This is a genomic window from Williamsia serinedens (assembly GCF_024171725.1).
In the GTDB taxonomy this organism is placed as follows: Bacteria; Actinomycetota; Actinomycetes; order Mycobacteriales; family Mycobacteriaceae; genus Williamsia_A; species Williamsia_A serinedens.
In genome coordinates this window covers 767646-780192 of record NZ_JAMTCG010000002.1, presented here as the reverse complement: position 1 = coordinate 780192, position 12547 = coordinate 767646, and the positions used below count along the sequence as shown (strand labels likewise).

The 12547-nt window shown below is 69.0% G+C and carries 13 protein-coding genes and 2 pseudogenes; 6 read left to right on the top strand and 9 right to left on the bottom strand.

What is annotated here, in order from left to right; all coding sequences use genetic code 11:
* A pseudogene (locus tag LX12_RS07345) lies at positions 1-310 on the bottom strand (amidohydrolase family protein); the annotation flags it as partial.
* 26 nt (positions 311-336) lie between these two features.
* Positions 337-1998 (bottom strand): bifunctional fumarylacetoacetate hydrolase/alpha/beta hydrolase family protein, encoded by a 1662-nt coding sequence (locus LX12_RS07340; protein WP_253653844.1) that lies wholly within the window; start codon positions 1996-1998, stop codon positions 337-339.
* A 171-nt stretch (positions 1999-2169) separates the two neighbouring features.
* Here LX12_RS07340 and LX12_RS07335 point away from each other — a divergent pair, with 171 nt between their 5' ends.
* Positions 2170-2838, top strand: a complete 669-nt coding sequence (locus LX12_RS07335; RefSeq protein WP_253653843.1) for a FadR/GntR family transcriptional regulator — start codon at positions 2170-2172, stop codon at positions 2836-2838.
* Positions 2839-2866: 28 nt separating this feature from the next.
* Here the strand turns inward: LX12_RS07335 and LX12_RS07330 are convergent, their stop codons facing one another.
* Positions 2867-3040 (bottom strand): hypothetical protein, encoded by a 174-nt coding sequence (locus tag LX12_RS07330; protein ID WP_253653842.1) that lies wholly within the window; start codon positions 3038-3040, stop codon positions 2867-2869.
* Positions 2964-3221 (bottom strand): SDR family NAD(P)-dependent oxidoreductase, encoded by a 258-nt coding sequence (locus LX12_RS22335; RefSeq protein WP_372504951.1) that lies wholly within the window; start codon positions 3219-3221, stop codon positions 2964-2966. Before LX12_RS22335 ends, LX12_RS07330 begins: the two co-directional genes overlap by 77 nt.
* Positions 3222-3631: 410 nt before the next feature.
* Here LX12_RS22335 and LX12_RS07325 point away from each other — a divergent pair, with 410 nt between their 5' ends.
* Positions 3632-4465, top strand: a complete 834-nt coding sequence (locus LX12_RS07325; RefSeq protein ID WP_253653841.1) for a class I SAM-dependent methyltransferase — start codon at positions 3632-3634, stop codon at positions 4463-4465.
* A gap of 11 nt (positions 4466-4476) precedes the next feature.
* Here LX12_RS07325 and abmR read toward each other — a convergent pair whose 3' ends face one another.
* Complete coding sequence (abmR, locus tag LX12_RS07320; protein WP_253653840.1) at positions 4477-5031, bottom strand: ATP-binding transcription factor AbmR; 555 nt, start codon at positions 5029-5031, stop codon at positions 4477-4479.
* A gap of 158 nt (positions 5032-5189) precedes the next feature.
* Here abmR and LX12_RS07315 point away from each other — a divergent pair, with 158 nt between their 5' ends.
* From LX12_RS07315 to LX12_RS07305, 3 genes are all read left to right on the top strand, one after another.
* Positions 5190-6206 carry an alpha/beta hydrolase gene (locus LX12_RS07315; protein WP_253653839.1) on the top strand — a complete coding sequence of 339 codons (1017 nt, stop codon included), beginning with the start codon at positions 5190-5192 and terminating at the stop codon, positions 6204-6206.
* Entirely contained in the window at positions 6203-7435 is a 1233-nt protein-coding gene (locus tag LX12_RS07310) for a glycosyltransferase (protein ID WP_253653838.1), read from the top strand. Before LX12_RS07315 ends, LX12_RS07310 begins: the two co-directional genes overlap by 4 nt.
* Before the next feature lie 97 nt (positions 7436-7532).
* Positions 7533-8129 (top strand): Rv1733c family protein, encoded by a 597-nt coding sequence (locus tag LX12_RS07305; RefSeq protein ID WP_253653837.1) that lies wholly within the window; start codon positions 7533-7535, stop codon positions 8127-8129.
* Here the strand turns inward: LX12_RS07305 and LX12_RS07300 are convergent, their stop codons facing one another.
* Positions 8130-8708: a TetR/AcrR family transcriptional regulator gene (locus LX12_RS07300; protein ID WP_253653836.1), complete on the bottom strand. Its 579-nt coding sequence runs from the start codon at positions 8706-8708 to the stop codon at positions 8130-8132.
* Between the two features lie 34 nt (positions 8709-8742).
* Between LX12_RS07300 and LX12_RS07295 the strand changes: the two are divergent.
* Positions 8743-9585, top strand: a pseudogene (locus LX12_RS07295) (DMT family transporter); the annotation flags it as partial.
* Between the two features lie 75 nt (positions 9586-9660).
* Here the strand turns inward: LX12_RS07295 and LX12_RS07290 are convergent.
* The 3 genes from LX12_RS07290 to LX12_RS07280 all read right to left on the bottom strand — a co-directional run bounded on the left by LX12_RS07290 (position 9661) and on the right by LX12_RS07280 (position 12515).
* Entirely contained in the window at positions 9661-10086 is a 426-nt protein-coding gene (locus LX12_RS07290; protein WP_253653835.1) for a DoxX family protein, read from the bottom strand.
* A gap of 77 nt (positions 10087-10163) precedes the next feature.
* Positions 10164-11186: a cellulase family glycosylhydrolase gene (locus LX12_RS07285; protein ID WP_301284340.1), complete on the bottom strand. Its 1023-nt coding sequence runs from the start codon at positions 11184-11186 to the stop codon at positions 10164-10166.
* Between the two features lie 246 nt (positions 11187-11432).
* On the bottom strand, positions 11433-12515 hold the full coding sequence (locus LX12_RS07280; protein ID WP_253653833.1) for a DNA polymerase domain-containing protein: 1083 nt from the start codon (positions 12513-12515) through the stop codon (positions 11433-11435).
* Between the last annotated feature and the right edge of the window lie 32 nt (positions 12516-12547).

The window sequence follows — 12547 nt, the reverse complement described above, 5'->3', positions numbered from 1 at the left end:
AGGTCTGTGCCGAGCGTGCGGACAACAGTGTGTGCTCCTCGACGCCCATGGTCCCCAGTCCGGGGAGGTCCGCGGAGTTGGTCCAGGAGAAGTGGGTGTGGGCGTCGCAGAGTCCCGACATGAGGAATTTCCCGCCGCCGTCGACGACGCGGACGCCGTCGCGGGGGATGTCGCCGGTGCTGGCGCGCACGGTGGCGATGCGGTTGCCGCGTACGAGGACCTCGCCCTCGTAGGGGTCGGATCCGGTGGAGTCGAAGATGCGGGCGTTGGTGAACAGGACTGCGTTCTCGGTGGGCTGGGCAGACGTCATCGTGCTGGTCCCTTCGTGGGTGGTGGTCAGGGCTTGGTGAGGAAGTCGGTCAAAAGCGTGGTGACGGTCTCGGGGTCCTCGACCGTGTGCCAATGCCCGACGTCCTCGAGGATGTGCAGCTGCGCGTTGGGGTAGATGCTGAACAGTTCGTCGTTCACGCCGACGGGGCTGACCTTGTCGTGTTCGCCGGTGACGAGCAGGACGGGAACATCGATCGACGCGAAGTCGGGTTCGGTCGCGGCGGCCAATGCGTCGCAGGCCGTGGCGTACCCGTCCGGGTTCTGGCCGAGGAGGAGTTCTCGCACGACCGCGACGGCCAGGGGGCGCTTCTGGTGTGTGCCGTCGGAGAGGGCCGCGGAGACGATGGTGTCGGCGACGGCGGACATCCCGCCCTCGCGGACCGCTCGGGCGCGGGCGCGGGTCGCGGCTGCGGCCTGCTCCGGCTGCGCGCGGACGGCTCCGAGCAACGCGACCTTCGACACCTTCTCGGGGTGGCGTGCCGCATAGGTGGTCGCGACCAGCGTCCCCATCGAATGCGCGACGAGCGACACCGAGTCGGCGCCGGTGCGTTCGACCACGGCGTCGAGCTCCTGGACCCATCCGTCGATGCTCGCCGGCCCGGCGACGGGCGATCGGCCGTGGCCCGACAGATCGAACCGGACGACCGTGTGCGTGCGCTCGAGGGCGCTGACCTGTGGTTCGTAGACGGTGCTGGCGCCGCCGAGCCCATGGACGAGAACCGCGACGGGTCCCTCCCCTGTCTGTTCGACGAAGATTCGTCGGCCGGCGGCGGTGACCAGGTGGTCGCGGTCGGGGGCGTCGCCGATCGTGTTGCGCAGCGTGCCCAGACCGGTCGCGGAGATGGTGACCTCGTCGCCGACCTGCAGGTACTTCGGCGGATCGAATCCGATGCCGACCCCGACGGGTGTGCCCGTTGCGATGACATCGCCCGGTTCCAAGGTGATGCCGGCGGAGAGTGTCTCGATGATCGTCGGGACGTCGAAGATGAGCTGCGCGGTGGAGGCGTCCTGGCGCAGTTCACCGTTCACCCGGGTTTGAAGGTTCACATCGGCGATGTCGACGGAATCTGCGGTGACCGCCCACGGGCCCATCGGGCAGAAGGTGTCCAGCGACTTGCCGATGAACCACTGCTTGTGGTCGCGCTGCAGGTCTCGGGCAGTCATGTCGTTGACGAGCGTGTAGCCCCATACGAAGTCGAGGGCGTCTTCGCGGCTCACCTTCGAGGCCCGGCGCCCGATGATGACACCGATCTCGCCCTCGTAGTCCAGAGCCGACGTGATGTCGAGGTGAGGATCGATTGCCTCGTCGGTGGCGATCACCGTCGCGGCGGGCTTGGTGAACACCACCGGATGCTCGGGTACGTGCTGGCCGTCGGGCGAACCGGTCGCATCGAAACCGCTCCTCGCGAACTCCGCGGCGTGTTCCGAGTAGTTCCGTCCGACGCAGAAGACGTTGCGGTGCGGCACGATCGGTGCGAGCACCCGGCCTGACTCGACGACGTCGGACACCGCTAGGCGATCCGCGACACCGGGGCCGGCGTCGATCAGTTGTTGGACGGTGCGAACGGGCGCACCGGTGTCGGCGAACGACACCGCCCGCGCGGCGCCGTCGCCGTCGACGACGCAGACGCGACCCCCGTCGTTGCTCTCCACTCTCGCAAAACGCACTCTGTGACCTCCGTTGAACCAATATGGACCGATTGCCAATTTCGGTCTGTATTGGTCACCATAGGTCTCACAATTGTGACCGTCAACACAAAGACAGCGGGGATATCACGCGTGACACACACGGCCGGATGCATACGATGGTCCGGATTGGTCTGACGCGGGAGGTGAGCGATGACGATGGCAGTGGGTCCACTGGCCACTGCGCGGACACGCCTTGCGCAGATGCTGTCGTCGGAGGAGCTCGCCCCGGGCGCACGTCTCCCCACGGAGCGCGACCTCGCCGCCGACATGGGTGTCAGCCGAGCGGTCGTTCGGAGCGCACTCGACGAGTTGGCCGCTCAGGGAAAGGTCGTCCGTCACGTCGGGCGCGGTACGTTCGTCGCTCCGCGCGACCAGAGCCTCGGTCCGGGTGAGGGGGTCTACCCCAGCCCGACGGAGATCATGACCTCACGTCTGGCGTTGGAGCCCGAGATGCTGCCGGTGGCCGTCGCGTCGGCGACGCACAGCGATTTGCTAGAGATGCGACGATGCCTGGCCGGCGGCGAGGCGGCTCACACGTCGGAGGAATTCGAGCACTGGGACACGATGCTGCACCACAGTTTCGCTGTCGCCACCCACAACAGCGTGTTGATCGGTGCGAGTCAGCTGCTCATCGACAGCCGCCGACAACCGGTGTGGGGGTCGCTGAAGAAGCGGACGTTCACCCCGGAGACGCGAGAGTGCTACTGCGCAGAACACGCCGCGATCGTGGCCGCGGTAGAAGACCGTGATCCCGACGCGGCCCGAGAAGCGATGCGCACGCACCTGCGGCGCGTGCGCACCAACCTTCTCGGGCCCTGAGCAGAGGACGGTTCCGAGGGCGCCGCGATCAGCGCGGCAACAACCCGCCGTCGACGGTGATGATCTTGTTCGTCGGGTAGCCGTTGTTCACGACACCGGCTGTGATCGAACCGATCTGGTCCGGCTCACTCAGATTCCCGACCGGGATGGGCATGCGCAGCTCGTCGCCGCCCGACGGATCGGCGGGCAGGATGGGTGCCACCGATCAGCGCCAGGGCAATGGCGTTGACGGTGTCGCAATGCGGGGCCGCGTCCTTCGCGAGCGAACGGGTGAGACCGTGCAGCGCGGCCTTGCTGGACGCGTGGTGCGGGCCGACCACGCCTCCGTTGAGTGCGGCGATCGAACTGATGAAGACCACCCGCCCGAAAGATCGCTCGTACATCGCGCGCAGTAACCGCTGGGCGACCATCGGGCTGTTCGAGGGCAACGTCCTCGGCGGTGGGCCCGGTGGCATCCGCCACCTCATCGAGGGTGTCGGTGCGCAGACCGGCAGCATCGAGTTCGGTACACCTGCGACGGATCCCGTGTCGATGGAGGCGCTCATCGAGTCCGTCGAGGACACCTACGGCTCAGGTGACGAGGTCTACGAGGTGCTCCGCGCCCGACGGGACCGTCGGACGCGGGCTGTCCTTCGACGCTGGCCCACGTCGAGGACTGACGCGCTCGCCTGCCGCGTCAGGAGTGGCCCGAAGGGCTTTCCGACCAGAAGCCCGGGCGCGGACCCACCCGCTCATCGCTACCGTGTGATGGGCACCGACTCGACGTGCCTGTCCGGCGACGAGAAGAGTAGGTGTGAAGGACGACCACCTGGCCTCCAACCAGGAAAACTGGGACCAACGTGCTGTTCTTCACGCCGCACGAGACGGCTCCGGTTATGCCGTTCAGACCTATGTCGACGGTCCCGCGAAGCTCTCCGACGTCGTGCGATTCGATCAGCCTCGGCTCGGCGACATCACGGGGCTGCGCGTGGCGCACCTGCAATGCCACATCGGCACCGACACCATTTCCTTGGCCCGCATCGGCGCTGCCGTGACAGGCCTCGATTTCTCGGAGCGCTCGATCGACGAGGCGCGGCGTCTGGCCGCGGACACCGGATCCACTGCGACGTTCGTCCACGCCACCGTCGACGATGCGGTCGACGTGCTCGGAGCGGGGCGGTTCGACCTCGTCTACACGGGCATCGGAGCGCTGTGCTGGCTACCGCGGATCCAGGAATGGGCCACAGTCGTGGCCGCCCTCCTCGCGCCAGGCGGCTCGCTCTTCCTTCGCGAGGCACACCCCATCGTGTGGTCGATGGACGAATCTCTCGGCGACGGCTTGCATCTGCGCTTCCCATATTTCGAGCAAGAACACCCCCTCGAGTGGGATGACGACCAGACCTACGTCGACTCCCCCGGACGCCTGACGGCGACGACGACCTACGAGTGGAACCACTCACTCGGCGAGATCGTCACGGCGCTGCTGGTCAGCGGTCTCCGCCTCGACATGCTGGTCGAGCACGACAGCATCCCGTGGGAGGCACTTCCCGGCCAGATGACCGCCCACACCGACGGCGAGTGGCGGCTCACCGAGAACTCAGGCGTCGTCCCACTGAGCTACACACTCCGAGCCAGCAAGGTCACATGACGACGCCGTGATCAGATCTTCGGACCCTGGGCTCGTAGTTCGTCCACCGAGTCCATCGCCTGCCGCAGTTCCGCGAGCCAGGCCTCGGTGTGTTCGCCGACCAGCTTGACCGACCACGCCACCGCGTCGGCGCGCGACCGTGCGACTCCCGCGTCGACGAGGGTGTCGAGGACCTGCCGCTCGGACTGACGGAGACGCGTCATCACCGGAACGGCCAGGTGCGTGAACATGATTCGCTCGTCACCGACCCGCACACCCCACGAGACGGTGCGTCCGTAGCGAGCCTGCGCCTCGTCGGCGATGGTCATCCGCTGCGCACGGGTGTCCTCACGGAACCGCGACGCCCGTCCCTGCGCGGCCGCGCTGCTGTTGCCCTCGGTGTCGGGCGCGGTCAGCGTGCCCACCACGGTGATCTCGTCGCGGTCGACGACGACGTCGGGAGTGCCGTCGAACCAGCCGTCGGGGAGTCGGCCGACGAACCACGCGGTGGCGTCGCTCGCGTCGGGGAGTTCGGCCTGCTGCCATCCACCGCGGCGCCCTCGGCCGCGACTCTGTTGCTGTGTCATGTTCGCTCCTTCGCTGACCGGAGCAATGATTACACGCTTACGGTGTAATTCCACGCGGTTCGCTGCCAGCGGAATCGCTCGTCCTGCGATGACGAGCACCTCGACTTATTCTTCCCACCGTCCATTCGCGAAGATGAATGTCCGGTTCGGGGAAGTCCATGTCGCGGTTGCTCGTTCTCGTCACGGCGGTGGCGCTGGTGTCCCTCACCGGCGTGTCCGCCGCCTCCGCCGCGCCGTCCACCGCAGTCGGCACAGCGCCGCGTGACCTCGCGTTGGCCGGACCGTTCGAGGTCGCGTCGACGGCACGGATCGTCCCCTGCTCCGGACCGGGAGCGGCGGAACAGAACGCCGACGCCCGCCGCCAGGGAGCGCGAACACCGTTGCAGTGCACCGCGAACAACCCGATCGTCGGCGGTCCGGAGACCAGTGTCGACTACTGGTACCCGACCGCCGGCGGCCCGCGACCGCTCGTCGTGTTCGTGCCCGGCAACGGGGCGAACCCGGGCTACTTCGCCGCGCTGGCCCGTCACTGGGCCGGCTTCGGGTTCGTCGTCGCGATCGCGGTGATCCGCCACGAGGTACTGCCGCAGAGCCCGTTCCTCGGTGTGCGACGGGCACTCGCGGCGAACGCCGACCCGCGATCGCCGGTCTTCGGACGCATCGACGCACGGTCGGTCATCCTCGCCGGCCACTCCGCGGGCGCGACGAAAGCGATCGAGGCGGCCGGCCTCGTGAGCGTCGCGCAACGGGGCCTGCCCGTGCCGGCCGACCTGCGACTGCCGTCCGGGACCGCCCTCCGCGCGGTGCTGGCCCTGCAGCCCGACGTCTACACCGTCACCGCGGGCGTCGAGGTCCCCACGTTCACGGTGACCGGCGATGCCGACCAGACGTCCCGACCCGGTCCGATCGAGGCGCTGGTGCAGAACCGGATCGCCGGCCCCGCGTGGTTCGCCGTCGCCCGCGGCGCCCCGCACCTCGTGTCCGTCGATCCCGTCGACACCATCCCGTTCACCCGGGCGGTCGTCGCTTTCCTGCTCGCCACCGCCGGCGACACCGAGGGCTGCCGCGCGTTCGTCGGTGCCGGGTGGGGACTCCGGACCGACCCGACGTTTATCCGCGCCGTGCGCAACGGCACCGCGGCGTCGACCGGCTGTCCGATCGGCGGGGCACGATGACGCGCATCCTGGCCATGACGTCACCGGCACGCGGGCTCCTCTACCCGATCGTCGAGACCGCCCTGACCCTGCGAGCCCGCGGCCACGACGTACATGTCGTGACCATCGGCGACGAGGTCCCGCGGCTGCGCGAGCTGGGCCTCGGCGCGTCTCCGCTCCCTGGCGATCTCGAGCACGCGACCCCCGGCGACCAGCACGCAGGCCGCCGCAGCGTGCGGGCGCTGACAGACCGTCTCATCGCACGAGCCGAGGACGAGTTCCGCCACCTGTCCGGGCTCATACGCTCGCACCAGCCTGATCTGGTGATGGCCGACATCTCGGTAACGGGCGCCCACCTGGCCGCCGAGGCATCCGGAGTTCCCTGGGCCATCTGGAGTCCGACCTACCTGCCGCTGCCCACCGACGGTCCGCCGCCCGGGCTCGGCCTGCGTGTCCGCGACGGCCGGATCTGGCGAGCCCGGGACGCTGCGCTCGGTGCTCTCGCCCGCGGGGTGTGGGACCGCACTTTCCTCACCCCGCTGAACGACCTCCGTGCGCGCCACGGCCTGCCGCCCGTCGCGCACACCGAGGACATCGTCCGCGCCGCGCCGCTGGTGCTCAGTCTGTGTGGCCCTCCGCTGCAACGCCCGTCGCCGAGCTGGCCGTCGAGCGTGGTGACCGTCGGACCGTCCCTGTGGGGTCCACCGGCCGACCCCGACCCACGCATCACCGCACTCACCGGACCGGTCGCGATGGTCACCCTCTCGACCGAAGCGCAGCAGGACGCGGTGCTCGCCCACACCGCACTCGCCGCTCTCGCCGACGGTGACCTGCACACCGTCGTGACGACCGGTGCCCACGACCCGGCAGGGTTCGTCGGTCACCCCCGCGCCACGATCGCCCGACTGCTGCCCCACGATCAGCTCCTCGACCATGCGGACGTGGTGGTCACGCACGGCGGGCTCGGCATCACGCAGAAGGCCCTCGCCCGCGGGGTCCCGCTCGTGGTCGTCCCGTTCGGCCGCGACCAGCGCGACGTCGCGGTCCGCGTCGAGGCGTCCGGTGTGGGTGTGCGCCTGGTGCCACGGTCGTTGACCGCACAGACGCTGCGCGACGCGGTCGAGCAGGCCCGCACCCTGCATCCGCGGGTGCGCGAGGTCGCCCGTCGGATGAACGCCGACGGCTCGGCCCGACGTGCGGCCGACGCCGTCGAGCAGCTGTCCGCCGCACGCGGTCGGCGGGTCGCCTGACCACCGCGGTCCACAGACACCTCGTGGCCGAACCGGACATCGCCTACTCTGGTCAGAAGGCGTGCACCACCAGCGGTTCTCGAAGGAGAGCGAGTCGATGTCCGGCGATCAGCGTCCGTCCACGAGGAGGGTCACCTCCCGTCGATACGCCGTACGAACGGACCGCGGACGACGACATCCCCTCGAGCGCGACATCGACATCCGTGAGCGCCGACTCCAGTTGCTGCTCGGCTTCGTCGGCCTGCTGATGCTGCCGTTGGCCATCGCCCCCGGCATCGTCATCTGGGCGTCGCAGGACGAGGCACCGGCACCGGTCATCACGATGGTCAACGCCACGACGGACACCGCCTCGCCGCCGAGCACACCGATCTCGTCGGGCCTCGGCCGCGACGACGTGAACTCGGTGGTCGCCCACTGGGACTTCAAGGGTCAACGGCACACGGGTCGGATCGCCGTTCCGCCGGGGACCGACGCGGGGAGCAAGCTGTTGCTCACCGTCGACGACACGGGCGAACCCACGCCGCCGCTCCCGCTGCGAGCGGACTCCAGCGTGACGGGCGTGGCCGTCGCCGTGGTCCTCGTCGGACTGGTGATCGCCGTCTACCTGGCCCTGCGCGCGCTGATCACCACCCGCTGCGATCGCAGTCGGATGGCCGCCTGGGACGAGGACCTCGCGCGGCTCCTGCGCTCCTGATCAGGCGCCCGACGCCAACCGCACCGCCGCCTCGCGAGCACTGACCCAGGGGTCGGCGCCGACGCCGACGCCGTGCGCGACGAGAGCGCCCTCGTGCAATGCGAGAACCGCCTGCGCGAGGTGGTCGTCGACGACGCCGGCATCGGCGAGGACCCCGCGGAAGAGTTCGAGCAGCTCCTGTTTCTGCGCGGCCACGAGCTGCGCCACCGGATGGGCAGGGTCGCTGAACTCGGCGTGCGCTTTGGTGAAGCCGCACCCTCGGCCGCCGTCGCTGTCGGACCATCCGGCCGACGCGTCGAACACCGCGCGCAGACGGTCGATCGGATCGGGCCCGGCGGCATCCACCGCCGCGGTGCGCAGTGCGAGCCACCGCTGGTCCCGACCCCGCAGGTACTGCTCGACGAGGACGTCCTTCGACCCGAACCGGTTGTAGAGGGTCCGCTTCGTGACACCGGCCTCGTCGGCGATCGTGTCCACCCCGACGGCATGGATGCCGCGCTCGTAGAACAGCCGCGACGCGGTGTCGAGGATGCGCCGTGCTCCCGGGGTCAGGTCGACGGTCGATCCCTGCGAGCTCATGGACGCAGACTATACCGATCTGTAAAGTCGCGGCATGAGCACTTCACAGATCGGTAAAGTATTCCGTCCGACGACTCACACCGTCCTCACGATCGGCCTCTCCGTGCTGTTCGTCGTCTGCTGGAGTTCGGGATTCATCGGCGCGAAGCTCGGCGCCGCCGACGCCGCTGTCCCGACCGTCCTGATGTGGCGGTTCCTGCCGCTGGCGGCCGTGCTGGCCGTGCCGGCATGGTGGCTCGCCCGACGCCGCAGCGCGGTCCCTTCGCGGCGCTCGACCGTGCGGCAGGTCGTGATCGGGTTGCTCTCGCAGAGCGGCTACCTTCTCACCGTCTACTGGGCGATCAACCTCGGCGTGAACACGGGGACCACCGCGCTGGTCGACGGGATCCAACCGCTGGTGGCCGCGGCGCTGCTCGGACCGTTGCTCGGGGCAGCGGCGTCGGGGCGGCAGTGGTGCGGCCTCGTCCTCGGCATGGTCGGGGTCGCCGTCGTGACCCTCGCCGACGCCGGTAGCAACGCGACCGCACCCGTGTGGGCCTACGGTGTCCCGCTCCTCGGGATGCTGTCGCTCGTCGGTGCCACCTTCGTCGAACGGCGTGACCCCGACGCGGTGCCGCCGCTCACCGCGCTCGCGATCCACTGCGCGACGAGCGCGGTGGTGTTCACCGCGATCGCCGTCGTCACCGGCGACGCCGTCGTCCCCGCCGACGCGTCGTTCTGGATCGCCACCGCCTGGCTGGTCGTGCTGCCGACCTTCGGCGGCTACGGGTTGTACTGGGTGCTGTTGCGCCGCATCGACGTCGCGCGCGTCAACACGCTGATGTTCCTGATGGCACCGGTGACCGCCGTGTGGGGTGCGCTGGCGTTCGGGGAGTCGTTCACGGTCACGACCGCGATCGGGATGGCCGTCGGCGTCGTGGCTGTCGTCGTCGTCTCGCTGGGTGGCCGAGCCTCACACGACGGCGCGGTCGTCCCGGGTTCGACGGCGCCGCAGGGCCGCCCACGCCCCGGTGCACCACAGGGCCCATGCGATCAGCAGGGGCTGGAAGAACAGCCGGATCAGCCGGCCCGTGTCGGTGTCGAGGCCGAAGGCGTCCCGGTGGTCGACGTACTGGGCGATGTTCCCGGGGAACACCGCCACGAAGAACGCCGCGACGATCCAGCCCATCAGCACCTTGTGGCGGTACAGCGCGAGTAGCGCGACACCGAGCACGATCTCGACGACGCCGGACGCGACCACGACGAACCCCGTGTCGAGCGGGACCCAGCCGGGGACCTGGGCGTCGAACTCGTCGCGCGCGAACGTCAGGTGCGCGGTTCCCGCGAAGATCAGGAAACCGCCGAGGACGCCTCGGGCGAGGTTGCGCAACCAGGGCACCACCACTCCTGCCGTCGACCGCTCGTCCTCCCACCGTAGATGCGCGACGGGTCACGCACGGCACGACCGCCGACGCGTCAGCTCGTCGCCGCCGATCCGACCACCGCGGCGGCCGGCTTGGCCGTCCAGTTGTCCTGGTAGATCCCGAACGTGCTCTCCGGGTCCGAGGTGTCGGCGGAGTTGCGGTCGACGAGCGTGTAGACGTATGCCGGCCCGGCGTAGGCCAGCGTTCGCCAGGTGGACAGGAAGTCGCTGATGTAGTCCGACTGCTGCGCGGCGGAGACCTGGTTGGTGGGGAGGCCGTACTCGGTCGCCCAGATCTTCTTCGCACCGTCACCGTTCGACACCATGAGGTTGCGCATCGCGGTCACCTGGTTGAGCGGCGAGTTCGCGAGCGACGCGCCCTGGGAGAACTTGGTCGAGTACTGATACGGGTGGAACGAGAGGGCATCGAAGGACCCCGCCGCGCCGGCTGCGTACATCTGCTGGACGAAGTCGACGGGATTGAGCGTCCAGCTCCCCCACGTGATCGTCGAGCCCAGGACCCCACCGATGACGGTCGCCCCCGGCTGCGCCTTCTTGATCGCCGGGTAGGCCGCCTTGAGCAGCGCCGCGTACCCGGCGGGGTCGGGCGCGGGCGCGTACGAGGTCGCAGCGTTCGGTTCGTTCCACACCTCGAACGCGGTCATCGTCGACACATACCGCTTGGCGAGGGCACCCATGAACGCCCCGAGATCGGCGGGGCTCGTCGGCGGTGTGTACAGCGACGTGTTCGCGGCCCGTGCCCACGCGGGCGTCGTGTTGACGACCCCCAGCACCCCCAGACCGTTCGCGGACGCCGCCGACACGACGGCGTCGAGCGCCGCCCACGAGTAGCTGCCCTTGGCCGGTTCGTAGGCGGCCCACGGGACGGCGAGACGAACAGTCTTGACGCCGAGGTTCTTGATGGTGCTCAGATGCTTCGCCACGGTCGGCGAATCCGAATACGAGAAATACAGGTCGTTGTCGGATATGCCGACTGTCCGCGAGGTGACCGATATCGACGCAACCGTACGTATTTCTGTACGAATGTCGCTCACGTCATGTGCATTGTTCGCCATCAGTGCCACGGCGAGTCCGCACCCCACCACGAGGGCGAGGAACCGGCGGAAAACCCCTGCTGAGTACCACGGAACTGCGGCCACTACCTTCTCCGATCGTTCGACGACGATCCCCCGGGGAAGCAGTGAATTTACTCTTTATTTTGTGGAATATCGGACAATGACGGGAATTCACGAATTGCCGGTAATCGCGGAGATCACGACGTGACGACGACCATTCATCCGGTTGACGTCATCCGGTCGGCGTCAACCGTCCACGCGATTTCCGTCGGCGTCCCAGTGCTCGGCGACCTTCTTCGACGGCTGCACCCGGGGCGGCTCGCCCGGCATCTTCGGGTAGTCGGGCGGGAAGTTCAGTTCGCCGCCGGGCAGCGTCTCCCACAGCTCGAGGAGCGGGTCCAGTGAGAAGGCGGTGTCGTTCATCCCGGCCCAGGGGTCGCCGTCGGCGACGTAGTCGGGGACGGTGAAGAGGTTGTAGGCGGCCGGGTCGTCGGTGTCGGCGAGGCGATCCCACGTCATCGGCGTCGACACCGGCGCGCCGGGCCGCGGACGCAGACTCCACGCGCTGGCGATGGTGCGGTCGCGGTTGTTCTGGTTGTAGTCGATGAACAGTCGCTGCCCGCGTTCCTCTTTCCACCACGAAGTGGTCACGCTGTCGTCGCGCCGTTCGAGTTCGCGGCCGAAACCGATGGCCGCGTGGCGGACGTCCTCGAACGATCGCGTCGGCTCGATGCGGACGTAGACGTGGATGCCGCGGTTGCCACTCGTCTTCGGGTAGCCGCGGAGACCCAGCTCCTCGAGCAGTTCGCCGGCGACGAGTGCGACACGTCGTGCGTCGGTGAACGTGGTGCCCGGCTGCGGGTCTATGTCGATACGGAGTTCGTCGGGGTGGTCGACGTCGTCGCGGGTGCAGGGCCAGGGATGGAAGGTCAGCGTGCCCATCTGCGCGGCCCACACCGCGGCAGCCGGTTCGTGCGGACAGAGTTCGTCGATCGGCCGCTTGCCCGGTGTGTACACGCGGACGGTCTCCAGCCAGTCGGGAGCGCCCTTGGGCAGACGCTTCTGATAGAAGCCGTCGGCCTCCCGATCCTGCGTGCTGGTCGCGAGTCGCATCCCCTCACGCCACCCGTCGGGCCACCGCTCCATCGCGAGGGGTCGGTGCCCGATAGCGTTCATCAGCGGGTCGCCCATCGCGGCGAAGTACTCGCACACCTGGAGCTTGGTCACCTCGGGTGTCGCGTCCGTGGCCTCGTAGACGACGCGGTCGGGGCTCGAGACCCGCACTTCGCGCCCGCCTGCGGTCACCGTCGTTGCCGGGGCCTTCGCCATGAGGTCCACGCTATCGGTGTGCGGGCCCGAGT

Coding starts and splice junctions, on each gene's coding strand:
- LX12_RS07285 (WP_301284340.1), bottom strand. CDS start 11,186: ATGGCGAACAATGCACATGACGTGAGCGACATTCGTACAGAAATACGT.
- LX12_RS22335 (WP_372504951.1), bottom strand. CDS start 3,221: ATGTACGAGCGATCTTTCGGGCGGGTGGTCTTCATCAGTTCGATCGCC.
- abmR (WP_253653840.1), bottom strand. CDS start 5,031: ATGACACAGCAACAGAGTCGCGGCCGAGGGCGCCGCGGTGGATGGCAG.
- LX12_RS07335 (WP_253653843.1), top strand. CDS start 2,170: ATGACGATGGCAGTGGGTCCACTGGCCACTGCGCGGACACGCCTTGCG.
- LX12_RS07305 (WP_253653837.1), top strand. CDS start 7,533: ATGTCCGGCGATCAGCGTCCGTCCACGAGGAGGGTCACCTCCCGTCGA.
- LX12_RS07280 (WP_253653833.1), bottom strand. CDS start 12,515: ATGGCGAAGGCCCCGGCAACGACGGTGACCGCAGGCGGGCGCGAAGTG.
- LX12_RS07310 (WP_253653838.1), top strand. CDS start 6,203: ATGACGCGCATCCTGGCCATGACGTCACCGGCACGCGGGCTCCTCTAC.
- LX12_RS07315 (WP_253653839.1), top strand. CDS start 5,190: ATGTCGCGGTTGCTCGTTCTCGTCACGGCGGTGGCGCTGGTGTCCCTC.
- LX12_RS07300 (WP_253653836.1), bottom strand. CDS start 8,708: ATGAGCTCGCAGGGATCGACCGTCGACCTGACCCCGGGAGCACGGCGC.